This window comes from Microbacterium sp. A84 (assembly GCF_051842815.1).
Classification (GTDB): Bacteria; Actinomycetota; Actinomycetes; order Actinomycetales; family Microbacteriaceae; genus Microbacterium.
On the sequence record NZ_JBPXMS010000003.1, the window covers coordinates 42,743 to 69,213 of the forward strand.

Here is a 26,471-nt window from a genome sequence, read left to right on the forward strand (position 1 = left end):
TGCTCACTCCTTCGTGATGGTGAAGTTGAAGACGCCCGAGTCGAAGTGGTTGTACGACTCGTAATCGATCAGATCATAGAGGTCGGCGCGGTGCTGCATCTCGCCGAGCTTGCTCGTGAGATGTCCTTCCTCGTTCAGCGTATCGAGTGCACGACCGGTCGCGCCCATCGCGATGCGCAGCATCGACACCGGCCAGATGACGATGTTCACACCGACATCCCGCAGCTGATCGACCGAGAACAGGTCACTCTTGCCGAACTCGGTCATGTTCGCCAGAATCGGCACGTCAACAGCCGCGCGGATCGCCGCAAACTCCTCCAGCGAGCGCATCGCCTCGGGGAAGATCGCGTCGGCACCGGCATCCACCAGCGCCTTCGCGCGATCCTTCGCCGCCTCCAGACCGTCGACGGCGGCGATATCGGTGCGCGCCATAATGAGGAAGTTCTCATCGCGGCGCGCGTCGACAGCGGCACGGATGCGCTTCGCCGCAGTACCGAGATCGACCACTGCCTTGCCGTCGAGGTGACCGCAGCGCTTCGGGTTGATCTGGTCCTCGATGTGGGCACCGGCAAGACCGGCGTTCTCGAGCTCCTGGATCGTGCGAGCCACATTCATCGGCTCGCCGAAGCCGGTGTCAGCGTCGATGATCGCGGGAAGGTCGGTCATCCGCGCGATCTGCTCACCACGAGCGGCGACCTCGGTCAGTGTCGTCAGTCCGATGTCGGGCAGGCCGAGATCGGCGGCGAGCACGGCACCCGAGATATAGACGCCCTCGAACCCCTTCTGCTCGATCAGGCGTGCGGAGAGCGGGTTGAATGCACCGGGGAAACGTAGCAACTCACCGGACGCGAGCCGCTCGCGGAACAGCCGGCGCTTCTCAGCGGGAGTGGTGTGGGAGTACAACATCAGAACCCTCCTCTTCGGCTCGACTCGCGAGCACAACTTCGGATCTCAGATACGAAACGCCGAGGCACACGCGCAGAGCGCGGCGTGTCGGCCGCGGCATCCGAAGTTGTGCACGCGGTACGCATCAGAACAACCCCTTGGTCGTCGGCTCAGCCTCCACAACACCCGGCTTCGCGATGATCGAGATCTCGGCGACCTCGGCTGCGGTGAGCTCAGGTAGCCGCTGCACGAGCGACAGGAACCGCTCGATCTCAGCCTCTTCAAGAACGGGAGCGGCGAGCAGACGGAACTTGGCAATGTAGTTGTCACGAGCGAACGGCCGCGCGCCCAGCGGGTGAGCATCCGCGACCGCGATCTCATCCACAACGACAGAGCCGTCGGTCAGCGTGATCTCCACGCGTCCGCCGAAGGCCTTCTCCGCGATGTCGTTGGAGTGGTAGCGGCGCGTCCACTCGGCATCCTCGAGCGTCGTCACCTTGTTCCACAGCTCGACCGTGTCGGCACGCGCAGCACGCTCAGGAGCGTACGAGTCGACGTGGTGCCACGAGCCGTCCTGCAGCGCGACCGTGAAGATGTACGGAATCGAGTGGTCGAGCGTCTCGCGCGATGCGGTCGGGTCGTACTTCTGCGGGTCGTTCGCGCCGGAGCCGATCACGTAATGCGTGTGGTGCGAGGTGTGCAGCACGACGGACTCGATCGCCGTCGTGTCGATGCCCTCGCCGTGAAGCTTGCGCGCCAGGTCGATCCAGGCCTGCGCCTGGTACTCAGCCGAGTGCTCCTTCGTGTACGTGTCGAGGATCGCGCGCTTGCCCTCGCCCGCTGCGGGCAGCGGCACCTCGTACGCAGCATCCGGGCCATCCAGCATCCAGGCGATGACGCCGTCTTCACCTTCGTAGATCGGCGAAGGGCTGGTCTGTCCGCGCATGGCACGGTCGACGGCCTCGACGGCCATCTTGCCCGCGAAGGCCGGGGCGTGCGCCTTCCACGTCGAGATCTCGCCCTTGCGGCTCTGCCGCGTAGCGGTGGTGGTGTGCAGCGCCTGACTGACCGCCTGGTAGATGGTCTCGGCATCAAGGCCGAGGAGGGTTCCGATGCCGGCCGCAGCCGACGGGCCGAGGTGGGCAACGTGGTCGATCTTGTGCTTGTGCAGGCAGATCGCCTTCACCAGGTCGACCTGGATCTCGTATCCGGTGGCAATACCGCGCACGAGCGCACGGCCGTCGACACCGACGTGCTGGGCGACCGCGAGAATCGGCGGGATGTTGTCGCCCGGGTGCGAGTACTCGGCGGCAAGGAAGGTGTCGTGATAGTCCAGCTCACGCACGGCAACGCCGTTGGCCCATGCCGCCCACTCGGGGCTGGTGTGCTTGTCGAGCGGGGCGCCGAACACGGTCGCGCCCTTGCCGCCTGTGGAGACCGGGTGACTGAAGGCCTGGTCACGGGCGGCCTTGATCGGTCCGCGCGTGAGGGATGCCGCGGCGACGGAAGCATTGTCGATGACGCGGTTGATGATCATGTCGACGACAGCCTGCTCGACCTCGACGGCATCGGTCGCAACTTCGGCGATCTTCCAGGCCAGCTGGTTCTCGCGGGGCAGATCTTCTTCGCTCTTGTAGACGCGGACGTGGTGGTTGACGGTCATGGCTGTGCTCAGCTTTCAGTCGCAAGTGGGTTGTCGGAGGGTAGGGATTCGAGGATGCTGGTGAGAGCGTTCCGCAGATGCACGTGTGTGGCGTGAGCGGCGAGATCGCCGTCACGTTCGGCGAGCGCCTCGGCGATGAGCTGGTGCTCGGCGACCGAGGCGATGAGCCTGGTCGGGTTGTCGCGCGACAGTCGGCGCACACGCACGAGGTGCGTACGCACGGTGCGCAGCGCCGCGGCGATGTAGTCGTTGTCGACAGCGGCATCGACGGCGCGGTCGAAGCGGGCGATGAGCGCGTAGTAGTCATCGCGGCCGGTCGAGGCGGCGAGGGATGCTCCGGCAGCGGCGAATTCGGATGCCAGGCTCGCGAACAGCTCCGCATTGCCGCGTGCAGCGGCGAGGCGCGCAGCGGATTCTTCCAGCGCGCGCCGAATCTCGAACAGCGCGCGAATGTCGTCGGCATCGATGTCGGTGACGACGGTGACGCGCGGCGACTGCTGCTCGACGAGCCCGTCAGCGCTGAGCTGCTGCAGCGCTTCGCGCAGCGGGGTGCGGCTCACGCCGAGACGTGCGGCCTGCTCGACCTCGGCGAGAACGGTGCCGGGGGCGAGATCGCCGGACTGGATCTCCTCCAGCAACGTCGCATAGGCGCGATCGCTCGCTCTGGTTCGCTCAACTGCGGTGCTCACGTGGCTAGTGTATACATAAAACCTCTTGAAGCACATTGCCTACTACCTAGACGGGTGGAACGTATACAAATAACGCGCGTGCGAACCCCTGGAGAGGCATGCTGATCGAGCGTATATTGATATACATGGACGATCTCCGGACGATGCGCCTCGCTGCCGGCCTCACGCAGGCGGAACTTGCCGCGCGCACTGGCACGGCACGGCCGAACATCGCCGCGTACGAGTCCGGGGCGAAATCTCCCTCGACGGAGGTGCGAGAGCGCCTGATCGACGCCATGCGTCCGCGACCTTCAGAGGCGCTCGCTGGTCGCGAGACCGAGGTAGCGCGGATCGCGGCCAAGCACGGGGCAACCCGCGTGCGGGTATTCGGATCTACCGCAAAGGGGGACGACACCTCGCAGTCCGACCTCGACCTCCTCGTCGATCTCGCTCCGCGCACTTCGTTCTACACGGTGGTAGCGATGGAAGACGAGATCGCCGCGCTGCTCGGCGTTGAGGTCGAAGTCGCCTCAGCTCGAACGGCGACCGAGGAGATGCAGCGCACCGCGTTCGATCTGCCGATGCCCGCGCAGGTTGCATGATGGCAGATCCCAGCCGCCGGAACGCGGAGCGCGATGCACGTCTCCTACAGAACGTCATTGCGATCGAGTCGCACCTGCTCGAGTGCGTCGACATCGTCGAACGCGGCGAAGAAGCGTTCTTCGGATCCGACTTCATCTACCGCAACGCGGCGTATGCCGCGCTCATCCAGGCCGGGAACGCAGTCAAGGACCTTTCAGAGCTCTTCCGCGTGGCGCATCCAGAGGTCAACTGGCGAGAACTCATGCGCACTCGAGACAAGGTCGGCCACATTTACGGCGAGAGCGTCGACTGGGATACCATCTGGGCCGCGATCGTCGAGCACATCCCGAGCGACCTTGCCGCGGTCACCCAGATTCGTAGCGGCATCTGAGCGTGCTACCCCGCCAGGATCTCATCCGGCGTCAGTCACACCTTCATACAGCCCGATCGAGTTGCCATCAGGATCGACGATCACGGCCCACCAGCTCGTCTCGCTGATCGGCTGCTTCGCCATCGCGAGGGTCGCGCCGGCATCCACGGCCGCGGCGACGGTCTCATCGATTGAATCGACCTCGACATACGAGCGTGGCTGATCGAAGTCCGCACTGCGCGGCGCCAGCCCTCCTCCGCTGATCTTGTTCGGCGCCTGCCACATCGGGTACCCCTCGAAGCCGGGCATCTCGGTGATACTCCACCCGAACAGACTCGAATAGAACGCCTGCGCCCGTGCCATATCGGTGACCGGAATGTCGATGTGCGTGATGTCTCCGTGAGCCATAGTCCTGTCCTCTCTGTCACGTCGCCGGGCCCGATCGAACACCGGTGCGGCCAGTCTCGTCCGACCGCCCGATGAGTTCAAGTGCCACTGAGTTCAAGGGCCGGCGACTTCAAGGGCCGTTCGGAATAGGCGGCACGAGCGGATCCGCTCCTGCTGCCGCAACGGGTTCACCGAGTTTGACGAGCACCACCCCTACCAGCACGAGCCCCGCGCCGACCGCCTGAAGCACGTTCGGCAGCTGGCCGAGCAGCATCCAGCCGAACAGCAGGGCTGCGATCACCTCCGCCAGGGCGAGGAATGACGCAAGGCGAGAGCCCAGCATCCGCGTGGACGTGATGCCAAGCACATAGGCCAGAGCTGTGGCGATGATGCCGATGGCGAGCACGGGGACGAACCACGGCGCAGACCAATACCCGGGCCCGAAGCGGTAAGTGACATCATCCGTGTTCCACGCGATCGGGAGGATGCCGATAAGCCCCGCCACGGTCAGCCCGACAGCGCCGACAATGAGGCCCGATCCTGCGAGCACGATCGGCGGGAGCCCGGTGTCACTCTTCCCAGAGAGCAGGAAGTATGCCGCGGCCCCGACCATCGCGCCGAACGCCCACAGGACGCCGTCGACGTCGACGCTGCGACCGGAGAGCACGTCGAGCATGAGCACGAGCCCGACAAACGCGACGGCGGCGCCGAAGATGCTGCGCGATGTGGGCTTCTCCCCCCGACGCATCCATAACCACAGCACGACGGCGATCGGTGCCGTGTACTCGATGAGCAGAGCGAGTCCGACATCCATCACCGCGACGGCCTGGAAGTAGAACAGCTGCGTCGCAGCCACTGCGAGCAGGCCATAGGCGGCGATGAGTCCGATGTTTCGGCGCAGCAGCCGCCAGCAACCGCGCAGCGCGATGATCGTGGGGACGAGCAGCACCAGCGACGCGACCCAGATGCGCACGGTGACAGCCGCGCCCGGCGTCCATCCCGCATCGATGAGGCCGCGCGCCCAGGCGCCGGACATCCCGAACGCGAATGCCGCCCCGATCGCGAGCGGAAGCCCGAGCCGCAGCCCCGACCGCGCGTGCACGTCATCCGCCGAAGTCGTCATGATCACTGACAGTAGCGGTGAGCGCACGCGTCAGCTACACAGGCAGGGCAGGTGCTTCAGTCCCCCGCGTACGCGCGGTACCCGCGGTGATCCGGGTTCAACTTCAGTGCCCAGCCGTCGCCGTCCACGACGACGAGGTTCTTCATGCCGCCGGCCTCGGCGATGACGCCGTAGTCTTGCCCTGCATCCGCGGCATAGCAAAACATGGTGACGAAGGGCTCGTCGCCGACGTTGACGCTGCGGTGGAGCCAGTGGCCCGGCACGTTGACGGCCTTGCCGGGGGTGAGCTCGACGGCCGAGGTCTGGCCATCGAGGGTTTCCAGCAGCATGACGCCACGGCCGCTCAGGCAGTAGTACAGCTCGGCGCGGTCGGCCACGGCGTGCAGGTGCCCACGGGTGACGGCGAATTCCTCCCCGTAGCGTCCGGGCAGCAGCGTGCTCGTGCCGACGATCAAGGCCCCCGGACCTTCCTGGTAGCGGTGATCGTCAACCCAGTAGACGAGTTCTTCCACGCCTCGCTCGCCGACGGCATCCTGCCAGGCCGCGTCATCGCGATAAACGCCGTCCATGTCGCCGATGAACTTCTCGTAGCGACGGGACCGCCCCTCGATGCCGCCCTGGGGCGAGATGTCCAACAATGTGGGAAGGTCCACGACGGGATGGGTGCTCACGGGGCTCTCCTGATGACGATGATGACGGCGCTCTGAACTGAGCGATCCGATGTGACGAAGACTTGTAACTACAAGTTACTTGTAATTACAGATATACTCCAAAACAGCTCAATCCGGAACCGCAACCAACGAAGCAGGCACGAACCGTGATCATCGCTCACGACCTTGGCACTACCGGCAACAAGGCGTCGCTGCACCACGACGACGGTCGCTTGATCGCCGCGACGACCGTCGGCTACCCCGCCCACTTCGCCGCCGGCGGCGTCGCCGAGCAGAACCCACAGGACTGGTGGGATGCCGTCGCATCCGCCACCCGCGACCTCCTCGCACGCACGGAAACGGCGCCAGCCGACGTGACCGGCCTCGTCGTCAGCGGCCAGATGATGGGTGCGGTCCTGCTGGACGGCGATGGTGCGCCAGTGCGCCCCGCAATCATCTGGGCCGACACCCGCGCGGTCGCACAGCAGCGCGAACTCGAGCAGACACTCGGCGCCGCGCACGCGTACAAGCTGCTCGGTCACCGGCTGAACCCCACCTACTCGATCGAGAAGGTCATGTGGGTGCGCGACAACGAGCCCGACATCTGGGCACGCGTGCGCCGCTTTTGCGTCGCCAAGGACTACATCGTGCTCGCCCTCACCGGGCGCCTCGCAACCGATCGATCGGATGCCTCCGGCACGAACGCCTACGACCAGCGCACCGGCGACTGGTCAGACGAGGTACTGCAGGCCGCACGCCTGAACCGCGCACTGTTCCCCGAGATCCTCGATTCGACCGCGATCGCCGGGCCACTGACCGCCAACGCCGCCGACGCTCTCGGACTTCACACCGGGGTGCGCGTGGTGATGGGCGGCGGCGACGGCCCGATGGCCGCCGTCGGATCGGGCATCGTCGCACCCGAGGACGGCGCCTACTTGAGCCTGGGCACTTCGTCCTGGATCTCCTTCGCCTCGCACGCTCCCCTCATCGACAAGGGCCTGCGCACCTTCACCTTCGACAACGTCGTGCCGAACAGTTTCGTCCCCACCGCGACGATGCAGGCCGGTGGCGCCTCGATCCAGTGGATCTCCGAGGCACTCTCGCCCGACCCTGCAAAGCCCGAGACTGCGCGCCTCACGGCCGAGGCCGGTGGCGACCTCGACACCGAAGATCTCTACTTCCTGCCGTACCTGCTCGGCGAGCGCTCCCCGATCTGGGATCCGAACGCCCGCGGCGCCTTCGTCGGCATCGGCCGCCACCACACCCGCCAGCACCTCGTGCGGGCAGTGCTGGAAAGCATCGGATACAACCTGCTCACCAGCATCCACGCCTTCCGCGAATCGGGCGCTGCGATCGACCGCATCGACGCCGTCGGTGGCGGAGCCCAAAGCGACGCACTGCTGCAGATCCTGGCGGATGTGTGGGGCATCCCGGTGCGCCGGCGCACGATCGTCGAGGAGGCGAACAGCCTCGGTGCGGCAGTCACCGGCGCCGTCGGCCTCGGACTCGCCGACTTCTCGGCGGCACGCGCGCTCAGCGAGGTGACGGCGGAGTTCACGCCAGATGCCAGTCGCCACACGGTCTACGCACAGCGGCACGCCCGTTTCACCTCCGCCTACGACGCGCTCGCGCCGTGGTTTGCGGCCACTCCTCGGGGAGGGACCCTCTGATGGCCACCATCCTCGCCACCAGCCGCTCCTTCTCGGACGGCGACATCGATCTGGTCGCCGTCGCCGCCGCACAAGGGCACGAGATCGTCCGCGGCCCCGCGCATCATGACCTCACCGAGCTTGCGCCATTGCTCGCGACGGCGGATGCTTGGATCGCCGGCACTGGGCCTGTCACCGCCGCTCACATGGATGCCGCCCCGAACCTCCAAGTGATCGCGCGCTACGGCGTCGGCACCGAGGCTGTCGACATCGCCGCAGCCGAGGCCCGCAGCATCCGGGTCACCAATACCCCCGGCGCGAACGCGGATGCCGTCGCCGACCACGCGGTCGGTCTCATGCTCGCCGCCCTCCGCTTCATTCCCGACGGCGACCGGCGCGTGCGCCAGGGCGACTGGAGCGTGCGCCGCGGCCGCGAGCTGGGATCCGCCACGGTCGGCATCATCGGTTTCGGCCGCATCGGACAGGGCGTCGCCCGCCGCCTCGGCGGCTTCGGCCCGCGCATCCTCGCCGCCGATCCGTTCTTCCCGGCAGACCGGATCCGCGAACTCGGCGCAGAACCCGCTGACCTCGACGAACTGTTCCAGACGGCAGACCTCATCACGCTGCACGCCCCCGGCGGACAGCGGCTGGTCGATGCCGCACGGCTCGAGTCGATCAATCCCGCCGCGATCATCATCAACACCGCACGCCCTGATCTGATCGACGAGCAGGCTGTCGCCCAGGCCCTCAACGACGGGCGTCTGGCAGGCTACGCGGCGGACACCCTCGACGGCGACACCGCGGCATCCGCCAGCCCGCTGCTCGCCGTCGACCTCGCGGATCGCGTGATCGTGACCCCGCACCTCGGAGCGCAGACCACGCAGGCTGTCGACAACATGGGCTCGCTCTCCCTCGGCGATGTTCTCGCCGTCCTCGCTGGCGTCGAGCCGCGCTTTCCCGTCGCCCGCTGAAAGGCTTCATCATGACCACCGCCCCCGCCAGTGACTACATGGGCTTCGTCGGCGTGACCACCGGCTCGTCGTCGATCATGAAGGTGTTCCCGCTCTGGGCCGACATCCTGGGACTCCCCACCCGCACGCTGATCGGCCACGACCTGCCGATGGATGCCACCCCAGAGCAGTACGTCGCCCTGGTCGAGCAGATCCGTGACGACCCGCAGCACCGCGGCGCCCTGGTCACCACGCACAAGATGAATGTGTATGCCGCGGCATCCGATCTGTTCGATGAACTCGACCCGTTCGCGGTGTCGTGCTCGGAGATCTCGAGCATCGCCAAGCGCGGATCCCGACTCTCCGGCCGCGCGAAAGACCCGATCACCGTCGACCTCGCTCTGAAGGACTTCCTGCCCGCTGACTACTTCGCCACCACCGGCAGCGAAGTGATCATCCTCGGGGCCGGTGGCTCCGGCACCGCACTCAGCTGGGCACTCGCCGAGCGCGCGGACGCACCAACGAAAATCACGGTCACCGCCCGGGATGACGAGAAACTCGAGCACCTGCGCGAGGTTCACCGCCAGCACGGCACGCGCGAAGGACTCATCGAGTACGTACGCACCGAGACTCCCGCGGATGCCGCAGCCCTCGTGGCCGCCGCGCCACGCGGCTCGCTGATCGTGAACGCCACCGGCCTCGGCAAGGATCGCCCCGGCTCTCCCCTGCCCGATGACGTCGTCTTCTCCGAAGGCGCATACGTCTGGGAGTTCAACTACCGCGGCACGCTGGAGTTCCTGCACCAGGCACGCGCACAGGAGGATGCCCGCGACCTGCACGTGATCGACGGCTGGCGCTACTTCATCCACGGCTGGTCGCAGGTGGTTGCCGACGTGTTCGAGCTGGAGTTGACGCCCGAGATCGTCGAACAGCTCGCGGATGCCGCAGAGGCTGCGCGCTGATGATCCGCACTGTCCTCGGCGATATCGACCCTGCCCTGCTGGGTCAGGCGAACTATCACGAGCACCTTTTCCAGGTCACCCCGCTGCTGCCGGGTGATGAGCTCGACGACGAAGCGGCGTCGGGCGCTGAAGCTGGCCTGCTGAAGGCGAGCGGCTTCGCCGCGATGGTGGATTCCACGCCTTTCGGCCTCGGCCGCAACCCCGAGGCTCTCGCACGCATCAGCCAGGCGACCGGGCTGCACGTCGTCGCCACGACCGGGCTGCACCGCGAAGCGCACTACGGCGAGGATCACCCGATGCAGGTCTGGAGCGTCGAGCAGCTGGCCGAGCTGTTCATCGCAGACCTCACCAAGGGGATGGCCGCGGACGACGCGACCGTCTTCGAAAGTCCGGATGTCCCGACCGCACGCACCAACGCGGGCGCACCGGTGCGCGCCGGCGTACTCAAGGGCGGCATCGACTACTGGCGGATCAGCGCGTTCGAGCGGACGACGCTGGATGCCCTGGCCACGGCGCATCGGGAGACCAACGCGCCGGTCATGGTGCACCTGGAGTTCTGCACCGCGGCGCACGAGGTGCTCGATCTGCTCGCGGCCCAGGGCGTGGCATCCGATCGCATTGTGCTCGCGCACGCCGACCGCGACCCTGATCCTGGTCTGCACTCCTCGCTCGCCCAGCGCGGTGCCTACCTGGGATACGACGGCTTCGCGAGGCCACGCACGCGCAGCGACGCGGAACTTCTGCAACTGACGGCAGCGGTCGTCGAGCGCGGCGCGGGTGATCGCATCCTCCTCGGCGGCGACGTCGCCCGCCGCACGCGCTACATCTCCTACGGCGGGATGCCCGGTCTCGCCTACCTCGGCGACCGGTACCTGCCGCGCCTGCGCGAGACGATCGGCACCGACGCCGTCGACCGCATGCTGGTCGCAAACCCCGCGCGCTTGCTCGACCTCGGCTGACGCGCGCCACCTGCCCGCATCCACGCCCCACGCCCCGGCAGGGGCCGCACATCGCCGCCCGCACCGCCCCGAAGCGACCACCCACGACACCTCCGCCGCGCGGCGGACGCCGAAGATCCGCCCCACGGGGGATGCCGCCACACGCCGCGCCCTCATAACGTGGAGGCATGACCACAGGAACCCTGCAACTGACAGGAATCACCAAGAGCTACGGCACGCGCCTAGTACTCGACGACGTCACTTTTCCGGTGACTGCGGGCCACCTCACCGGCTTCGTCGGAGGCAACGGCGCAGGCAAGACGACCACGATGCGGATCGTCCTCGGCCTGCTCGCATCCGACGGCGGCTCCGTCACGCTCGGCGGAAAGGAGCTCACGGCCGACGCCAGACGGCAGTTCGGCTACATGCCGGAGGAGCGAGGGCTCTACCCGAAGATGAAGGCGCTCGAGCAGGTGGTCTACTTCGCACGCCTGCACGGCTTCTCCAAGTCGGATGCCACGGACCGCGCCACGGCGCTGCTCACCGAACTCGGACTCGGCGAACGACTGAACGACAATATCGAGGCGCTCTCACTCGGTAACCAGCAGCGTGCACAGATCGCCGCCTCGCTGGTGCACGATCCTGATGTGCTCATCCTCGACGAGCCATTCTCCGGCCTTGACCCACTCGCCGTCGAAACAGTTGCCGGTGTGCTGCAGGAACGCGCAGCGCGCGGAGTCTCCGTGCTCTTCTCTTCGCATCAGCTGGACGTCGTCGAGCGCCTCTGCGACGACCTCGTGATCATCGCCGGCGGCACGATCCGCGCCACCGGACCCCGCGACGCGTTGCGCGAACAGCACTCCGCACCGCGCTGGGAGCTGGACAGCAGCGGCGACGTGGGCTGGCTGCGCGAAGAGCCCGGAGTGAGTGTCGTCGACTTCGAGGGCGGCAGCGCCGTGTTCGATGTGGATGCCCCCTCCACCGCACAGCGCGTGCTCCGGCGAGCGCTCGAAGGCGGCGACGTCGCGCGTTTCGCCCCTCAGCATCCTTCGCTCTCACAGATCTTCAAGGAGGTCATCCAGTGATTCTTTCCACCGCGCCGGCACGCGCGACATCCCTCTCTCCTGCGCAGGGCATCTGGCTCGTCGCCGAGCGCGAGCTGAGCACGAAGCTACGCAGCAAGGCGTATCTCATCTCGACCGGCATCCTTCTGCTGATCGCTCTCGCCGGCGTCATCTGGGCCGGCATCGCCAGCGCGACGCCCAGCTCGACACCGATCGCAGTGACGAGCGCCACTGCCACCACACTGCAGGGAGTCGACGGCTTCGAGATCACCGACGTCGCCGATCGTGCGGAGGCCGAGAGGCTCGTCACAGCAGGCGAAGTCGACGCCGCCGTGATCGATGACGCCGCTTCCCCGACGGGGACCGTCATCATCGCCGACAAGGAGGCTCCACAGTCGCTGCTGATGCTGCTCTCCGAGTCGCCGACGGTCGAACTGCTGAATCCGGACACTGCCGGCGCCGGCATGCGCTACATCCTCGGCCTCGCCTTCGGGCTGGTGTTCATGATGGCCGCGATTTCGTTCGGGTCGCCGATCGCGACGAGCGTGGTCGAGGAGAAGCAGACCCGCGTCATCGAGATCCTGCTCTCCGCGATCCCCGCGCGAGTGCTACTGGCCGGCAAGGTGATCGGCAACACGCTGCTCGCGATCTCGCAGATCCTCCTACTGGTGGTGGTCGGCACGATCGGGCTCATGGCGACAGGGCAGACGACCGTTCTGCAGGGAATCGGCGGACCGATCGCGTGGTTCGCGGTGTTCTTCTTCTTCGGATTCATCCTGCTCGCGGCCATGTTCGCCGCTGCCGGCTCCCTGGTCTCGCGCCAAGAAGATGTCGGCGCGACGCTGACCCCGGTGATGTATCTGACGATGATTCCGTATTTCCTGGTGATCTTCTTCGGCGACAACCCCGTGGTGATGACGGTTCTCTCTAATGTGCCGTTCTCTGCTCCGGTGGCGATGCCGATCCGACTGTTCTTCAACGAGGCCGCCTGGTGGGAGCCGCTCGCCTCGATGGCGATCATGCTCGTGGCCTGCGCTGTGGTGATCACGATCGGCGCGAAGATCTACGAGAACTCGCTGTTGAAGATGGGTGCTCGCGTGAAGCTTCGGGAGGCGCTGCGGCGCTGATCCGCACCGCTCTTTGAGCCTGTCGAAATGAGGAGCGGATGCCGCGGCCACTTTGGCCGCGGCATCCGCTCCTCTGTCGTTTTCCGCCGAGGTATTGCGTTCACGCGTCGCGCATGTTTCACTCCTATTACAACTTTCAGTAATTCCTGAAAGTTCATTGACGACTGAACTGAAACCGTTCTAGCGTGCTGGTAGACGGCTGCACACCCGAGCAGCCCGCCCGCCGCAGCCGACACGGTTTCCGTACGTTGTGGCTCAAGGAGGAGTTATGCACAGCAAGGCACGACTGTTGGTAGCCGCGTCCGCGGCATTGGCGCTGACACTCACAGGATGCTCGGCAGGGGCGACAGACGGAGACCCCGCCGCCGTAGCCGACCCGATTCGGTACGCCGTGGAGGAGCCGGACTCCTTCGTCCCGGGCAACCAGTTCGGATCGTACGCAATTCTGGAGACGCTTTTCTCCCCGCTGACGAATATCAGCGAGGACGGCGAGATCGGATTCGTGGCCGCCGAATCCGTCGAATCGAATGACGCGAAGACGTGGACAATCACGCTCCGCGACGGCTGGACATTCCACGACGGCACACCCGTGACCGCGCAGAATTACGTCGACACTTGGAACTTCGCCGCCTACGGCCCGAATGCCTGGGTCAACGGCGCGCAGCTGGCGAACGTCGTCGGATACGCCGAGATGAACCCGGGCGAAGGCGAGCCGACGGCCACCGAGCTCGCAGGACTCACCATCGTCGACGATCACACCTTCACGGTCGAGCTCGGTGCCCCCGACCGGCAGTACCCGCTGCAGCTGACCATCGGTCAGACCGGCCTGTACCCGCTGCCAGCTGGCGCGCTGGAAGACCTCGAGGCGTGGGAGGAGAGCCCGATCGGCAACGGCCCATTCCGCCTCGTGGACGGATGGTCTGCCACCGAGCCGATCGATGCTGTGGCTTATGAGGACTTCGCCGGCGACGAGCCGACGATCGACGCGGTCACATTCGTTCCGTACCTCGACACCGCCACCGCCTATACCGATACCCTCGCCGGCGAGATTGACATCGTCGCGATCGCAGCGTCGCAGGTGGAACAGGCGAGAACTGAGTTCGGCGATCATGTGTACGAACTTGATGCACCAGGTGTGGACTTCCTCGGCTTCAATCTGGGCTCCGGGGCCTTCTCCGACGTGCGCGTACGCCAGGCGATCTCGATGGCCATCGATCGCGAAGCGATCAACGACGCCGTCTTCGGCGGATCCCAGGTGCCGGCGACCTCACTCACCGCGCCCAGCATGCCGGGCAATCCCGACGGCGTCTGCGGCGAGTACTGCGAGTTCGACCCCGAGGCTGCCAAAGTGCTGTTGGAAGAGGCCGGCGGAATCGACGGCGAGCTGAAGGTGCACTTCATCGCCAACTGGGGCCAGGAAGACCTCTTCGAGGCGATCGCCAACCAGCTGCGCCAGAACCTCGGCATCGAGAGCGCGATCGCATCCCCGTCAGCAGACTTCGCCGCATTCGTCGACATGGTCGGACAGGGCGCGACCGACGGACCGTTCCGTGCCCGCTGGGGCGCGCTCTACCCGAGCCAGCAGAACACGCTGACCGCAGTGTTCACCGCGACCGGTGAAGGCAACTTCGGCGCCGGCGGATACAGCAACCCCGAAGTCGACGCGCTGCTCCAGGCGGCAAATGCCGCGGCGACCGTCGATGAGTCCAACGCGGGCTACACCGCAGTGCAGGAACGCATCCTCGAGGACTTCCCGACGGTGCCGCTGTTCGGCAACCGCTACCTGTACGTCACCTCGGATCGCATCGCTGAACTGCACACGAACTCGGGCGCCGTCAACGTGTCCGAGATCGTCGTCGCCGACTGACCGTCGATCCCGAAAATCGGAGCTGAACCCTTGCACGACCCCGCAACAATGCTCGGCACGGTGGAGGACATCCTCCGCCGTGCCGGCGCGGTACCAGAGCAGACGAGTATCCCCACCGTCGATGAACTCCACGAGCGGATCGAGGACCTACGCGCAGAGCGCCCCGACCTCATCACTCTCGAACGCATCGGCACAAGCCGGCTCGGTGAGCCGATCCGGCTTTACCACGTGGGCGAGGGCAACAGGTCTGCGCTGATCGTCGGCGCTGTACACCCCAATGAGCCGATCGGGTCCCTCACGATCCTGCATCTGCTCGATCAGCTCCTGCATGATGAGCCCTTCCGTGAGGGGCTCGACACCGCCTGGCACATCATCCCCTGCGCCGACCCCGATGGCATGCGTCTCAATGAAGGCTGGTTCGGCGACCCATCTGACCGCGAACGCTACGCCCGTGAGTTCTTCCGCCCCGCACCGGACGAGCAGGTCGAGTGGACGTTCCCGTTCGACTACAAGACGGCTTACTTCGACGCTATGATGCCGGAAACGCAGGCACTGGCGCGCGCCATCGACAGCGCCCGGCCAGATCTGTATGTGCCGCTGCACAACAGCGAGGGCGGCGGCGCCTACTTCTACCTCTCCCGCGCGGTTCCAGAGCTGCACCCGCTGCTGCACCAGGTCACGGCATCCTGCGGTGTGCCGTTGCACGCCGGCGAAGCGGAGGGCGCGCACTTCACCGTGCTCGACCAGGCCATTTACGAGATGGGCACGCTCGAAGACGTCTACGACTGGTCAGAGGCGCAGGGCTTCGACCCCTACCCTCCCGGCTCCGCCGGTGACGCGTCGACCTCATACGCGCGGAAGTACAACACCCTGTCGCTGATCGCCGAGCTGCCGCAGTTCAGCGACCCCGCAGCCGATGACACGACCCCGACCGAGACCCTCTACCGCGACGCCCTGCGCCGCAGCGGAGAGCAGCTCGTCGAGACCGGCGCAACACTGATCGCGCTCCTCGAGCGCGTCAGGGCGCAGGTGCGGATGGACACCGCGCTGCTGCGCGCCGCACGCGTGTTCTCGCCGATGGCCTTGGGCGCCGGTGAGGGCAACATCGCACGGGCGGATGCCGAAGATGATCGGCCCGCGACGGTCGCGGAGCTGTCGAGCCTGGAGGGTCTGGTGGACCTTCACCGACTGCGCTGGGGCGGCATGCTGCTGCGTGCCCTGCAGGTCGAGGTCGATGCAGGTCTCGCCTCCCCTGACGTACGTACCGCGGCGCGCGATGCACAGCAGGTGTTCGAGGCCTGGTTCCACGAGGCCTCGGCCCGACGTAGCTCGACGCCGATCCCGCTGGCCCGCGTCGTCGGCGTGCAGTACGGCGCCATCCTCGCCGCACATGCGCAACTGGAGCGCGGCTGATGCGCCTGACCGTGAGCGTTCTGCAGCGCCTGACCGGCTTCGCTGTGGTGTTCATCGGCGTGACCTTCATCATCTACTTCGCGGTGTTCAGCCTGCCGGGCGATCCCATCCGCGCACTTGCCGGCGACCGCCAGCTACCGCAGTCAGTGGTCGATGCGATCAACGCCAAGTACCTGCTCGATCAGCCGTTGTGGGTGCAGTACACCAACTATCTCGGCAATCTCCTCCGCGGCGATCTCGGCCTGGACCTCACCGGGCGTCCGGTGGCAGACAAGCTGTCCGCGCGCTGGCCTGTCACGATCACGCTGGCGCTGACCGCCTGGACGATCCAGGTGGTCCTCGGCCTCGCCGTCGGCATCGTCTCCGCCCTCAAGAAGGGCACGGTGATCGACAAGGGCCTGCTGGTCATCACCATCGGCCTCAGCTGCATCCCGATCTTCGTCCTCGGCATCACCGCGCAGATCGTGTTCGGGGTGCGGTTGGATTGGTTGCCCGTCGCTGGCATCCGCGACGGTTGGCCGGTGTCATATCTGCTCCCCGCCCTCGTGATCGCCGCGATCGGACTCGCCTCCGTCTCACGTCTTGTACGCGGGTCGATGATCGAGAACCTGGATGCCGATTACGTGCGCACCGCCCGTGCAAAGGGCATCGGCGAGGGCCGCGTCATCGGCCTGCACGTCATGCGCAACTCGCTCATCCCCACCGCGACCTTTCTGGCGACCGACCTCGGGTTCCTGCTCGGCGGCACGGTCGTCATCGAGGGCATCTTCAACCTCCCCGGTGTCGGGAACCTCCTGTTCACCGCGATCCGAGATCACGAAGCCGCGATGGTCGTCGGTATCTCCACGGCGCTCATCGTCATCTTCCTGATCACCTCGCTGCTTGTGGATGCCATCCACGCGCTGCTCGACCCGAGGATCCGCCGTGCCTAAGAACATCCCACCCACGACCGCGAAGATCCCGGCACCGAAGACGACTCGAATTGTGCTGCCCCAGACCCCGCGACCGGCCGCGTGGCAGATGTTGCTGCGCCGACCATTGTTCTGGATGAGCGCCGCCATCCTCCTCGTCATGCTCGCCTTCGCGGTCGCCCCCGCTCCTTTCGCCGCGCTTTTCGGAAACGGTGACCCTCGCGCATGCGACCTTGCGGACAGCAAGATCGAGTCGGCCCCCGGGCATCCGTTCGGCTTCGACCTCCAGGGCTGCGACATCTGGGCGGGCGCCGTCTACGGTGCGCAGTCCTCGATCGCGGTCGGCCTGCTTGCCACCGGGATATCCCTCACGATCGCTCTTGTGATGGGCCTCGTCGCCGGGATGGGCGGAGGCACCGCCGACTGGATCGTCTCGCGGCTGACCGAGGTGTTCCTCGGTTTCCCCTTCCTGCTGGCCGCGATCGTGGTGCTGAATATGCTGGGCACCCGCAACGTGCTCACCGTCGGTGTCGTACTGGGAGTGTTCGGGTGGCCGATGATGGCCAGGCTCATGCGTGCGTCAGTGCGCTCGGTCGCGAAAGCCGACCATGTGCTCGCCGCGCGGACCATGGGCCTGAGCACCGGCCGCATCCTCAGCCGTTACGTCGTGCCGAACGCCGTACAGCCGGTGCTGTTGATGGCAACGCTCACCATCGGCGGCGTCATCGTCGCCGAGAGCACGCTGACGTATCTCGGCATCGGGCTGTCTTCGCCATCCATTTCGTGGGGTCTGCAGATTGCCGCAGGCTCTCGTGTGTTCCAAACGGCACCGCACGTGCTCATCCTGCCCAGCATCCTGCTGGCTCTCACCGTGCTCGCGGTCGTCGCCCTCGGTGAGGAGCTGCGCAGCGTATTCGATCCGCGAGAGCGTCGATGAGAGTGGGATGCTGATGGTGAACGAGAAGGGATCGAACATGGCGGATGCCACTCCTGAAGAGATCACGCACGGCGAGATCACGCACGGCGAGGTCACGCACGGCGAGGTCGACGAGCGCGAGCAGTATCGACGCCAGTTCGCCGAGGAAATCAGCCTCATCTGGGAGATGGCCGGGACGTCCCGCATGGACGGCAAGGTGCTCGGCTACCTGATGATCATGGACCAGACGTACATCTCGTCGGCCGACCTCGCCGAGGCACTCGGCGCGAGCACCGGTGCCGTGTCGATGGCGACAAGGCGACTGATCGACACCAACTTCATCAGGCGCCATCCCGTGCCCGGTGATCGCAGCCACTATTTCAAAGCCGAGGAAGACCCGTGGGGCAGCTTCCTGGCGAACGAACGGCGCTACTTCGAGAAAGAGATCCGCTCCCTCGATGCCGCACTGCGCTGGCTGACTCCCGATGATGATGATGCGCGCATCCGCCTCACCAACGGCCGCGACTACCTGGAGTGGGTGCAGGACTACCACCACAAGATGCTCGCCGATTGGCGGGAGCACAAACGTGCCCGTGACGCGGGCGAAGACAGGGCCTGACACATGAGTGCACCGACCACCGACCCCGTTCTCGGCATCCGCGATCTGCGCGTCCGTTTCGGCACCCGCAACCCGATCGAGGTCGTGCACGGGCTCGATCTCGACATCGCGCCCGGCGAGGTCGTCGCAGTCGTCGGCGAGTCCGGCTCCGGCAAATCGGTGACAGCGCTATCGGTGATCGGCCTACTCCCCGAGAATGCACACGCGACGGGCTCGGTGAAGCTGCACGGCCGCGAGCTTCTCGGCCTCAGCTCCGGTGAGCTGCGACGCGTCCGCGGCGCACAGATCGCGTTGATCTCGCAGGATCCGGTCGCATCCCTCAACCCGGTCTTCACAATCGGCTTCCAGGTCGTCGAGGCCGTTCGTGCGCATAACCGTTCGCTCAGCACTGGTGCGGCACGCAGGCGTGCGATCGAGCTTCTCGAACTGGTCGAGATTCCTGAGCCAGCGCGGCGCATGAAGCAGTATCCGCATGAGCTCTCCGGTGGGCAGTGCCAGCGGGTCGGCATCGCGATGGCACTGGCATCCGACCCTCAGCTGCTCATCGCCGACGAGCCGACCACGGCGCTCGATGTCACAGTGCAGGCGGAGGTGCTCGATGTGCTCGCCCGCCTCGGTCGCCGCGACGGACGCGCCGTGCTGCTCATCACGCACGACATGGGCGTCGTCGCAGAACTGGCCGACCGCGTGGTGGTCATGCGTGACGGCGAGCTCGTCGAGCAGGGGACGGTGCGGGGTGTGCTGCTCACGCCGACCGAGTCATACACGAAGCAGCTACTCAGCGCGGTTCCGCGCATCGGCGAGCGTGCGGCGTCGGGCAAGACGGCAGCGGATGCTCCGCTCGTTCTGGATGTCGCTGATCTCGAGGTCACCTATGGCGGCCGGTTGCGTGGCTTCTTCCGCGCGGTAGAAGGAGTGAGTCTGCAGGTGCACCGGGGCGAGATCCTCGGTCTCGTCGGTGAATCCGGCAGTGGCAAGTCGACGATCGGACGAGCGATCATCGGGGCGGCTCCGGTGACAGCCGGATCGATCACCGTCGATGGCATCGACATGCGCACCGCGACCAGAGCCGTGCGTCGTGAGACCCGCCGCAGGATCGGAGTCGTCTTCCAGAACCCGGCACTGTCGTTGAACCCTCGCTACACGGTGCGGCAGAGCGTCGAAGAGCCGCTTAAGGCGATCAAAGGTCTGCGCGGGAGCGAGCTGACCGATCGTGTGGATGCGCTGCTCGAATCAGTCGGCCTCCTCGACCGCGCAGGTCGGTATTCGCACGAGCTGTCGGGCGGACAGAAGCAGCGCGTCGCCATCGCTCGCGGCGTCGCACTGGACCCAGCGCTGCTCATCGCAGACGAGCCGACCAGCGCCCTGGACGTATCAGTGCAGGCCCAGGTGCTGGATGTGTTCCGCGAGCTGCAGGAACGGCTGAACTTCGCGTGCGTGTTCATCAGCCACGATCTCGCCGTGATCGATGAGCTCTGCGACAGCGTGACCGTGCTGAGGCAGGGGTCGATCATCGAGTCCGGGTCACGAGAGCAGGTGCTGCAGTATCCGTCTGACGACTACACGAAGCGACTGCTCGCGGCGGCGCCGGTGCCCGATCCTGATGTGCAGCAGGAGCGCAGGGCAGCGCGCTTGGCGGCGGCTGTTTGACCGTCCGTTGCCTTCTGTGACGGGCGTACAGCGGAGTCCATTACGCTGAATGCAGTGCTGGACGACGGGGTCCACCCGAATATTCGACCCCGAAGGACATCATGAGCATTCCCACCGCCGAACGCACAACTGTGCGCACCGCTGAGACCTCTGTGCCCCTTCTCGACGTGCTTGCCGCGCGGTGGAGCCCGCGCGCGTTCGAGACCAGCGCGCCGATCGACGAGGACAAGCTCGCCGCAGCGCTCGAGGCCGCTCGCTGGTCGCCGTCCGCAGCAAACACCCAGCCGTGGCGCTTCATCGTCAGCCGTCGCGGCACCGACCTGCACACTCAGATCGACGAGTCGCTCATCGGCTTCAACCGGGAGTGGGCCGGCAACGCCCAGGTGCTGATCGTGGCCTTCGCTGAACTGACGGATGCCGAAGGCAAGCCGCGTCCGTGGGCGCAGTACGACCTCGGCCAGGCTGTCGCCCACCTCTCCGTGCAGGCACACGCCGACGGCCTCTTTGTGCACCAGATGGGCGGCATCGAGCGCGAGCAGCTTGCCGCTCTGCCCGGCGTGGAGAGCCGCTTCGCCCCGATCTCAGTGATCGCCCTCGGCGAGCTCGGCGACCCGTCGACACTCTCCGAGAAGATGCAGGAACGCGAGGCTGCGCCGCGCGCTCGTCGCCCTCTGGCAGAGACGGTCATCGCCAGCGCCTGATCGGCACGATCCAGGATCGAGAACGCAGAAACCGTCCTTCCGAGCCGTCGGGAAGGGCGGTTTATGCGTTCTCGGCTGACAACGCGCGATCGGCGCATACGGCGAGGGCAACGCGCGATTAGCGCGTGCGCAGGCCATCCAGCGCCACAGCCAGCACGTCATCGGCGAGCTCGGACGCGCCCTCGGCGCCGGTCGGGCGGTACCACTCCACGATCGAGTTGACCATGCCGAACAGCAGGCGAGTGGCCACCGAGGCCTCAAGATCGGCGCGCACGGTGCCCTCGATCTGGGCCGTACGCACGAGCGCGGTGACCTCCCGGTCGAACGCACGACGGCGCTCGAGAGCCGCCCGCTCGATGTCGCTATTGCCGCGCACGCGCAGCAACAGAGTCACATAGGGGAGCTTCTCCACGAGGACGCACACAGCGCCACGAAGTACGTACTCAAGCCGCTCACGGGCGGATCCGCTCTGTGCGCCGGGTTCACGCAGCACACCCTCCAGCGAACCGATCGCTTCCTCCAGTGCGACCTCCAGCAGAGCCTCCTTGGACTCAAAGTGGTGGTACAGCGCCGACTTCGTCAATCCAAGGCGGCCGGCCAGCGAGGCCACCGAGGTCGCGTCGTAGCCCTGCTCGATGAACACCTGCACGGCGATCTCGAGCACCTGCTGCTGGTCGTACCCAGGGCGGCCGCGACGAGCAGGCACCACCTCGATCGCTTCTTCAGACACTGACACGCGCTCCAGTCTGGCACCATTGCCGACCCGGCGGTTCCTTGCCATAATTAAATACTGACCGAATGTTCAGAAAAGATCGACCGAGGGTGCGGACGGGAGCGCAGATGAACGAGATCCCCCTCGTCGTCGACCGCCACTCAGACCGAGTCATCGCGCGTCTGAACCGACCCAACAAACGCAATGCAATCGACCGCGAGATGGTCGATGCGTTCCACTCGCTCTGCGAGGAGCTCGAGGCCGAACCCCGCACACTGATCCTCACCGGAACAGACGGAGTCTTCGCTGCCGGAGCCGACATCACCCAGTTGCGCGCCCGTCGCGCCGAAGACGCGCGCCGCGCCATCAATGCGACGGCCTTCATCCGCATCCACGAGCTGCCGATGCCGGTGATCGCCGCGCTCGACGGTTACGCGCTCGGTGGCGGCGCCGAACTCGCCTACGCGGCCGACATCCGTATCGCAACACCGACGCTGAGGATTGGCAACACGGAACCCTGCCTCGGCATCATCGCCGCGGCAGGGGCGACCTGGCGCCTGCGCGAGATCATCGGCGGGGGCCTGGCCAGCGAAATGCTGCTCACCGCTCGTTTGCTCACTGCCGATGAGGCTCTGGCTGCGGGCTTGATCTCCGGCATTCATGCGCCCGCCGATCTGCTCGCGGCTGCGCACGCGATCGCCGATCGAATCGCCGTGGCCGACCCCCTCGCCATCCGGCACACGAAGACAGCCATGCGCGCACCGCGCGATGCCCACCCCGCACTCGACAGCGATCTGCAGGCGGAGCTGTTCGAAAGCCCGGAGAAGATGCGCCGGATGACCGAGTTTCTCGAGCGGCGGGGCCACCGATGAGGGTCGAGTTTCTGAATGGCGGTGACCTGAAGGTTGGCGTGCTGGGCGGCGGACGCATGGGCGCCGGTATCGCCCACGCCTTCCTGCTGGTCGGCAGCGAGGTGCTGGTCGTCGAGCGAGACCAGGAGGCGGCGGATGCCGCGGCACTGCGGATCCGCGAGAACGTGGAGCGATCCATCGAACGCGGCACAACTCACGTCTCCGCCGATGAACTGAACGCCGCGCTGCGCCTCGGCACCGATATCGCCCGGTTCGCCGACTGCGACCTCGTGATCGAGGCCGTTCCGGAAGACCGCGGTCTGAAGACCGACGCACTTGCGCGCATCGAGAGCGTGATCGCTCCGACCGCCATGCTCGCCTCGAACACCTCGTCAATATCGATCGACGCACTGGCGGCATCCCTCGCCCGCCCAGAGCAGTTCCTCGGGCTGCACTTCTTCAACCCCGTCCCGGCATCCGCCCTCGTCGAGATCGTGACCGGCGCGGCCACCGAGCCCGCCGTCATTGCACAGGCTCGCGGGTGGGTCGAGGCGCTCGGCAAGACCCCGATCGTGGTGCGCGACTCCCCCGGTTTCGCATCCAGCCGGCTCGGTCTCGTGCTCGCTCTCGAGGCCATCCGGATGCTGGATGCCGGCGTCGCATCCGCCAAAGACATCGACACCGCGATGGAGCTCGGATACCGGCATCCGATGGGTCCGCTGCGCACGACCGACATTGTCGGGCTCGACGTGCGTCTGGGCATCACAGAGGAGCTGCACGCGACTCTCGGCGAGCGCTTCGCACCGCCCGCCCTGCTGCGCCAGATGGTCGCTGACGGCAAACTCGGCCGCAAGAGCGGCGAAGGCTTTTACAGATGGGATGCAACATGACCGAGATCCTGCCCAGCTACGTGCGGGGCTCCTGGTGGACGCCCGCCGCACCGGTGAACGTGAGCGTCGTGCGCGATGCCTCCACCGGCGACGAGGTCGCACGGGTCAGCACGGATGGCCTCGATCTCGCAGCAGCTCTCGACTACGCGCGCACCGCCGGGCAGGCGGCACTCGGAGCACTGACCTTCCATCAGCGCGCGGTGTTACTGAAGCAGTTCGCGCTGGTGCTGACCGAGCGTAAGGACGAACTGTATGCGCTGTCCGCGCGCGCCGGCGCGACGAAGGCTGATTCCTGGGTCGACATCGACGGCGGCATCGGTGTGCTGTTTGCATACTCGGGAAAGGGGCGACGCGAACTGCCGAACGCGCAGGTGTACGTCGACGGCCCGGTCGAGCCGCTGTCGAAGGACGGCAGCTTCCTCGGTCGCCACGTCTACACGCGGCTGTCCGGTGTCGCCGTACAGATCAACGCCTTCAACTTTCCGGTGTGGGGGTCGCTGGAGAAATTCGCGCCCGCCTTTCTCGCCGGGATGCCCTCGCTGGTGAAACCCGCCACTCCGACCGGCTATCTCGCCGAGGCATTCGTGCGCATCCTGGTCGACTCGGGTCTGCTGCCCGATGGGTCGCTGCAGCTCGTGAGCGGCAACGTGCCGACACTGTTCGAGAACCTGCGCCTGGGCGATGCCGTCGGATTCACCGGCAGCGCGTCGACCGCTTCGGCGCTGCGCGATCGCACCCCCGCCGGCGTGCGCTTCACTTCCGAAACCGACTCGATCAACGCCTCGGTGCTCGGCCCGGATGCCGTGGTCGGCACACCCGAGTTCGACGCCTATGTGCGCCAGCTCGTCACCGAGATGACCTCGAAAGCCGGACAGAAGTGCACCGCGATCCGGCGAGCGCTCGTGCCGACCGCGCAGGCAGAAGCCGTGATCGACGCCGTCCGTGCCCGGATCGCCGAGAAGGTGGTCATCGGCGACCCGCGCGATGAGGGTGTCACCATGGGCCCGCTCGTCTCGCTCGCGCAGCGCGATGAGGTGCAACGGCAGGTTCGGGTGCTGCAGGCTGCTGGTGGGCGAATCGTCATCGGATCCACCGAGCCGCCCGCCGCTATCTCTGCGTCTGCCGACGGCGCCTTCGTCTCTCCTATGCTGCTGCGCTTCGACGATGCGCAGGCGGACGCCGTGCACGAGGTCGAAGCGTTCGGCCCGGTGGCATCGCTGCTGACCTACGACACCACCGCGGATGCTGCGGCACTCGTCGCACGCGGCGGCGGCTCGCTCGTCACGAGTGTCGCCACACACGATGCCGCATTTGCGACCGAGATCATGAGCGGGATCGCGGCATCCAACGGTCGTGTCCTGTTCCTCGATCGAGACGACGCGCGCTCATCGACAGGCCATGGTTCCCCGATGCCCGGTCTCGTACACGGCGGGCCAGGCAGAGCTGGTGGTGGCGAGGAGCTGGGCGGCATCCGCGCGGTGCTGCACCACATGCAGCGCACGGCGGTGCAGGGCTCCCCCGACATGCTCACGGCATTGACCGGAGTCTGGCACGCCGGGGCGGTTTCCAGGGAAGACGGCATCCACCCCTTCCGTAAGTCCCTGGCCGAGCTGAGATTGGGCGATCGGATCGCGTCGGCATCCCGCGAAGTCGGCCTCGACGACATCGAGACGTTCGCGCACTTCACCGGCGACACCTTCTACGCCCATATGGATGAGGAAGCCGCCGCCGCGAATCCGTTCTTCCCCGGACGAGTCGCGCACGGGTACCTGCTCATCTCCTGGGCCGCGGGGCTGTTCGTGGATCCCGACCCCGGGCCAGTACTGGCGAACTACGGGCTGGAGAACCTGCGCTTCGTGACTCCGGTCTCGCCGGGCGACAGCATCCGTGTCGAGCTGACCGCCAAGAAGATCACGCCGCGCGAGACCGACGAGTACGGCGAGGTGTGCTGGGACGCTGTCATCCGCAATCAGAATGACGACACCGTCGCAACCTATGACGTGCTGACGCTGGTGGAGAAGGAGTAGACACCGCATCGCGCATTGTCAATATCGCGTATGTGCGATATTTTTGAAGCATGGGCCGCGCCGCCGAACTGCTCCGCATCGCCCGCCAGGAAAGCGGGTTGACTCAGGTTGCCCTAGCGCAGCTTGCCGGCGTCACGCAAAGCGTGATCAGTGAGTATGAGAATGGTCGAAGAGAGCCGTCTTTCGCCGTGGTTGACCACCTGCTCTCGACCATCGGCCTCACGATCGAGGTATCACCCCTCCTCGTTGAGCGTGGACACGTACGAACCCGCGTGCTCGCACGGGCAAATGAGCTTCGAGCCGCTCTGGAACCACTCGGCGCCGAAATCATTCGGCTCTTCGGAAGCGTTGCGCGCGGCGACGACACAGAATCCAGCGATGTGGACCTGCTTGTTGATGTCTCGCCGACGGTGGGCATGTTTGACCTGCTGCGGATGCAACGAGAGGCCGAGGCGCTACTCGGTCGACGCGTTGACCTCATCCCACGCTCCGGCCTCAAACCAGATATCGCGCGCATCATTGAGCGAGAAGCGATCACGCTGTGAGTAGACGGAGCCGTGATCGCCTACTCGATATCATCGCCGCCTGCGAGGCGATCGCCAGGCACATCACGCGAGCCGAAGTCCCCGACGACATCGTGTTCGACGCGATCCGCGTGCGGCTCATCGAGATCGGCGAAGCTGTCAAAGATCTCGACCCTTCGCTGACGCTCCACGAGCCGGGCATCCCGTGGAGCGACATCGCTCGGATGCGCGATCACCTCACGCACCGCTACTTCGACACGACCCACGCGATCGTCACGGCAACCGCACGGCACGACATCCCACAGCTTGCCGCTGCGGCGCATCGCCTGCTCGACGCCGATGACCGTGCACATCCGGCCCTCTGAGCTGGTC

Annotated in this window: 27 protein-coding genes; 20 read left to right on the forward strand and 7 right to left on the reverse strand. The window is 66.3% G+C overall.

Annotation, left to right across the window (positions count from 1 at the left end; translation table 11 throughout):
• Positions 1-3 precede the first annotated feature (3 nt).
• The 3 genes from prpB to ACSU04_RS12835 form a co-directional block, all read right to left on the reverse strand.
• Positions 4-906: a methylisocitrate lyase gene (gene prpB / locus ACSU04_RS12825; protein WP_439289809.1), complete on the reverse strand. Its 903-nt coding sequence runs from the start codon at positions 904-906 to the stop codon at positions 4-6.
• A gap of 124 nt (positions 907-1,030) precedes the next feature.
• The gene (locus tag ACSU04_RS12830) at positions 1,031-2,548 is read right to left on the reverse strand and encodes an MmgE/PrpD family protein (protein ID WP_439289810.1); all 1,518 of its coding nucleotides are present in this window, start codon (positions 2,546-2,548) and stop codon (positions 1,031-1,033) included.
• Positions 2,549-2,556: 8 nt separating this feature from the next.
• A complete protein-coding gene (locus tag ACSU04_RS12835) occupies positions 2,557-3,237 on the reverse strand; it encodes a GntR family transcriptional regulator (protein WP_439289811.1) in 681 nt (226 codons plus the stop codon).
• A gap of 125 nt (positions 3,238-3,362) precedes the next feature.
• Here ACSU04_RS12835 and ACSU04_RS12840 point away from each other — a divergent pair, with 125 nt between their 5' ends.
• Positions 3,363-3,818, forward strand: coding sequence for a helix-turn-helix domain-containing protein (locus tag ACSU04_RS12840; RefSeq protein ID WP_439289812.1), 456 nt, complete (start codon positions 3,363-3,365; stop codon positions 3,816-3,818).
• A complete protein-coding gene (locus ACSU04_RS12845; protein ID WP_439289813.1) occupies positions 3,818-4,189 on the forward strand; it encodes a HepT-like ribonuclease domain-containing protein in 372 nt (123 codons plus the stop codon). Before ACSU04_RS12840 ends, ACSU04_RS12845 begins: the two co-directional genes overlap by 1 nt.
• A gap of 21 nt (positions 4,190-4,210) precedes the next feature.
• Here the strand turns inward: ACSU04_RS12845 and ACSU04_RS12850 are convergent, their stop codons facing one another.
• From ACSU04_RS12850 to ACSU04_RS12860, 3 genes are all read right to left on the reverse strand, one after another.
• Positions 4,211-4,576, reverse strand: a complete 366-nt coding sequence (locus ACSU04_RS12850) for a VOC family protein (RefSeq protein WP_439289814.1) — start codon at positions 4,574-4,576, stop codon at positions 4,211-4,213.
• A gap of 109 nt (positions 4,577-4,685) precedes the next feature.
• Positions 4,686-5,678, reverse strand: a complete 993-nt coding sequence (locus tag ACSU04_RS12855; RefSeq protein ID WP_439289815.1) for an EamA family transporter — start codon at positions 5,676-5,678, stop codon at positions 4,686-4,688.
• Positions 5,679-5,734: 56 nt separating this feature from the next.
• On the reverse strand, positions 5,735-6,349 hold the full coding sequence (locus ACSU04_RS12860) for a glucose-6-phosphate isomerase family protein (protein WP_439289816.1): 615 nt from the start codon (positions 6,347-6,349) through the stop codon (positions 5,735-5,737).
• Between the two features lie 146 nt (positions 6,350-6,495).
• Here ACSU04_RS12860 and xylB point away from each other — a divergent pair, with 146 nt between their 5' ends.
• The 13 genes from xylB (at position 6,496) to ACSU04_RS12925 (ending at position 21,095) form a co-directional block, all read left to right on the forward strand.
• The gene (xylB, locus tag ACSU04_RS12865) at positions 6,496-7,998 is read left to right on the forward strand and encodes a xylulokinase (protein ID WP_439289817.1); all 1,503 of its coding nucleotides are present in this window, start codon (positions 6,496-6,498) and stop codon (positions 7,996-7,998) included.
• Complete coding sequence (locus ACSU04_RS12870) at positions 7,998-8,948, forward strand: NAD(P)-dependent oxidoreductase (protein WP_439289818.1); 951 nt, start codon at positions 7,998-8,000, stop codon at positions 8,946-8,948. The genes xylB and ACSU04_RS12870 overlap by 1 nt, the downstream gene beginning before the upstream one ends.
• Before the next feature lie 11 nt (positions 8,949-8,959).
• Positions 8,960-9,889: a shikimate dehydrogenase family protein gene (locus ACSU04_RS12875; protein ID WP_439289819.1), complete on the forward strand. Its 930-nt coding sequence runs from the start codon at positions 8,960-8,962 to the stop codon at positions 9,887-9,889.
• Positions 9,889-10,848: a phosphotriesterase family protein gene (locus ACSU04_RS12880; RefSeq protein ID WP_439289820.1), complete on the forward strand. Its 960-nt coding sequence runs from the start codon at positions 9,889-9,891 to the stop codon at positions 10,846-10,848. Before ACSU04_RS12875 ends, ACSU04_RS12880 begins: the two co-directional genes overlap by 1 nt.
• 167 nt (positions 10,849-11,015) lie before the next feature.
• Positions 11,016-11,912: an ABC transporter ATP-binding protein gene (locus ACSU04_RS12885; protein WP_439289821.1), complete on the forward strand. Its 897-nt coding sequence runs from the start codon at positions 11,016-11,018 to the stop codon at positions 11,910-11,912.
• Entirely contained in the window at positions 11,912-13,018 is a 1,107-nt protein-coding gene (locus ACSU04_RS12890; protein ID WP_439290110.1) for an ABC transporter permease, read from the forward strand. Before ACSU04_RS12885 ends, ACSU04_RS12890 begins: the two co-directional genes overlap by 1 nt.
• Positions 13,019-13,286: 268 nt before the next feature.
• A complete protein-coding gene (locus ACSU04_RS12895; RefSeq protein ID WP_439289822.1) occupies positions 13,287-14,885 on the forward strand; it encodes a peptide ABC transporter substrate-binding protein in 1,599 nt (532 codons plus the stop codon).
• A 30-nt stretch (positions 14,886-14,915) separates the two neighbouring features.
• Entirely contained in the window at positions 14,916-16,298 is a 1,383-nt protein-coding gene (locus ACSU04_RS12900; RefSeq protein ID WP_439289823.1) for a M14 family zinc carboxypeptidase, read from the forward strand.
• Positions 16,298-17,230, forward strand: coding sequence for an ABC transporter permease (locus ACSU04_RS12905; protein WP_439289824.1), 933 nt, complete (start codon positions 16,298-16,300; stop codon positions 17,228-17,230). The genes ACSU04_RS12900 and ACSU04_RS12905 overlap by 1 nt, the downstream gene beginning before the upstream one ends.
• Positions 17,223-18,146 carry an ABC transporter permease gene (locus ACSU04_RS12910; RefSeq protein ID WP_439283026.1) on the forward strand — a complete coding sequence of 308 codons (924 nt, stop codon included), beginning with the start codon at positions 17,223-17,225 and terminating at the stop codon, positions 18,144-18,146. Before ACSU04_RS12905 ends, ACSU04_RS12910 begins: the two co-directional genes overlap by 8 nt.
• Before the next feature lie 7 nt (positions 18,147-18,153).
• Positions 18,154-18,744 (forward strand): GbsR/MarR family transcriptional regulator, encoded by a 591-nt coding sequence (locus ACSU04_RS12915; protein WP_439283024.1) that lies wholly within the window; start codon positions 18,154-18,156, stop codon positions 18,742-18,744.
• A gap of 3 nt (positions 18,745-18,747) precedes the next feature.
• The gene (locus tag ACSU04_RS12920; protein ID WP_439289825.1) at positions 18,748-20,394 is read left to right on the forward strand and encodes a dipeptide ABC transporter ATP-binding protein; all 1,647 of its coding nucleotides are present in this window, start codon (positions 18,748-18,750) and stop codon (positions 20,392-20,394) included.
• 101 nt (positions 20,395-20,495) lie between these two features.
• Entirely contained in the window at positions 20,496-21,095 is a 600-nt protein-coding gene (locus tag ACSU04_RS12925) for a nitroreductase family protein (protein WP_439289826.1), read from the forward strand.
• Between the two features lie 118 nt (positions 21,096-21,213).
• Here the strand turns inward: ACSU04_RS12925 and ACSU04_RS12930 are convergent, their stop codons facing one another.
• Entirely contained in the window at positions 21,214-21,876 is a 663-nt protein-coding gene (locus ACSU04_RS12930; protein WP_439289827.1) for a TetR/AcrR family transcriptional regulator, read from the reverse strand.
• Between the two features lie 59 nt (positions 21,877-21,935).
• Here ACSU04_RS12930 and ACSU04_RS12935 point away from each other — a divergent pair, with 59 nt between their 5' ends.
• From ACSU04_RS12935 to ACSU04_RS12955, 5 genes are read left to right on the forward strand one after another with little or no spacing between them, the layout of a single operon-like run.
• A complete protein-coding gene (locus ACSU04_RS12935; protein ID WP_439289828.1) occupies positions 21,936-22,679 on the forward strand; it encodes an enoyl-CoA hydratase/isomerase family protein in 744 nt (247 codons plus the stop codon).
• Positions 22,676-23,548, forward strand: coding sequence for a 3-hydroxyacyl-CoA dehydrogenase family protein (locus ACSU04_RS12940; protein WP_439289829.1), 873 nt, complete (start codon positions 22,676-22,678; stop codon positions 23,546-23,548). The genes ACSU04_RS12935 and ACSU04_RS12940 overlap by 4 nt, the downstream gene beginning before the upstream one ends.
• Entirely contained in the window at positions 23,545-25,575 is a 2,031-nt protein-coding gene (gene paaZ / locus ACSU04_RS12945) for a phenylacetic acid degradation bifunctional protein PaaZ (protein ID WP_439289830.1), read from the forward strand. Before ACSU04_RS12940 ends, paaZ begins: the two co-directional genes overlap by 4 nt.
• A gap of 50 nt (positions 25,576-25,625) precedes the next feature.
• On the forward strand, positions 25,626-26,120 hold the full coding sequence (locus ACSU04_RS12950; protein WP_439283010.1) for a helix-turn-helix domain-containing protein: 495 nt from the start codon (positions 25,626-25,628) through the stop codon (positions 26,118-26,120).
• Positions 26,117-26,464: a HepT-like ribonuclease domain-containing protein gene (locus tag ACSU04_RS12955; protein WP_439283008.1), complete on the forward strand. Its 348-nt coding sequence runs from the start codon at positions 26,117-26,119 to the stop codon at positions 26,462-26,464. The genes ACSU04_RS12950 and ACSU04_RS12955 overlap by 4 nt, the downstream gene beginning before the upstream one ends.
• Positions 26,465-26,471: the final 7 nt, after the last annotated feature.

Bases quoted from the DNA above. Each gene is read 5' to 3' on its own strand.
- prpB (WP_439289809.1), bottom strand. From the start codon at position 906: ATGTTGTACTCCCACACCACTCCCGCTGAGAAGCGCCGGCTGTTCCGC.
- ACSU04_RS12830 (WP_439289810.1), bottom strand. From the start codon at position 2,548: ATGACCGTCAACCACCACGTCCGCGTCTACAAGAGCGAAGAAGATCTG.
- ACSU04_RS12840 (WP_439289812.1), top strand. From the start codon at position 3,363: ATGGACGATCTCCGGACGATGCGCCTCGCTGCCGGCCTCACGCAGGCG.
- ACSU04_RS12845 (WP_439289813.1), top strand. From the start codon at position 3,818: ATGGCAGATCCCAGCCGCCGGAACGCGGAGCGCGATGCACGTCTCCTA.
- ACSU04_RS12850 (WP_439289814.1), bottom strand. From the start codon at position 4,576: ATGGCTCACGGAGACATCACGCACATCGACATTCCGGTCACCGATATG.
- ACSU04_RS12855 (WP_439289815.1), bottom strand. From the start codon at position 5,678: ATGACGACTTCGGCGGATGACGTGCACGCGCGGTCGGGGCTGCGGCTC.
- ACSU04_RS12870 (WP_439289818.1), top strand. From the start codon at position 7,998: ATGGCCACCATCCTCGCCACCAGCCGCTCCTTCTCGGACGGCGACATC.
- ACSU04_RS12875 (WP_439289819.1), top strand. From the start codon at position 8,960: ATGACCACCGCCCCCGCCAGTGACTACATGGGCTTCGTCGGCGTGACC.
- ACSU04_RS12880 (WP_439289820.1), top strand. From the start codon at position 9,889: ATGATCCGCACTGTCCTCGGCGATATCGACCCTGCCCTGCTGGGTCAG.
- ACSU04_RS12885 (WP_439289821.1), top strand. From the start codon at position 11,016: ATGACCACAGGAACCCTGCAACTGACAGGAATCACCAAGAGCTACGGC.
- ACSU04_RS12895 (WP_439289822.1), top strand. From the start codon at position 13,287: ATGCACAGCAAGGCACGACTGTTGGTAGCCGCGTCCGCGGCATTGGCG.
- ACSU04_RS12905 (WP_439289824.1), top strand. From the start codon at position 16,298: ATGCGCCTGACCGTGAGCGTTCTGCAGCGCCTGACCGGCTTCGCTGTG.
- ACSU04_RS12915 (WP_439283024.1), top strand. From the start codon at position 18,154: ATGCTGATGGTGAACGAGAAGGGATCGAACATGGCGGATGCCACTCCT.
- ACSU04_RS12920 (WP_439289825.1), top strand. From the start codon at position 18,748: ATGAGTGCACCGACCACCGACCCCGTTCTCGGCATCCGCGATCTGCGC.
- ACSU04_RS12925 (WP_439289826.1), top strand. From the start codon at position 20,496: ATGAGCATTCCCACCGCCGAACGCACAACTGTGCGCACCGCTGAGACC.
- ACSU04_RS12930 (WP_439289827.1), bottom strand. From the start codon at position 21,876: ATGGCAAGGAACCGCCGGGTCGGCAATGGTGCCAGACTGGAGCGCGTG.
- ACSU04_RS12935 (WP_439289828.1), top strand. From the start codon at position 21,936: ATGAACGAGATCCCCCTCGTCGTCGACCGCCACTCAGACCGAGTCATC.
- ACSU04_RS12940 (WP_439289829.1), top strand. From the start codon at position 22,676: ATGAGGGTCGAGTTTCTGAATGGCGGTGACCTGAAGGTTGGCGTGCTG.
- paaZ (WP_439289830.1), top strand. From the start codon at position 23,545: ATGACCGAGATCCTGCCCAGCTACGTGCGGGGCTCCTGGTGGACGCCC.
- ACSU04_RS12950 (WP_439283010.1), top strand. From the start codon at position 25,626: ATGGGCCGCGCCGCCGAACTGCTCCGCATCGCCCGCCAGGAAAGCGGG.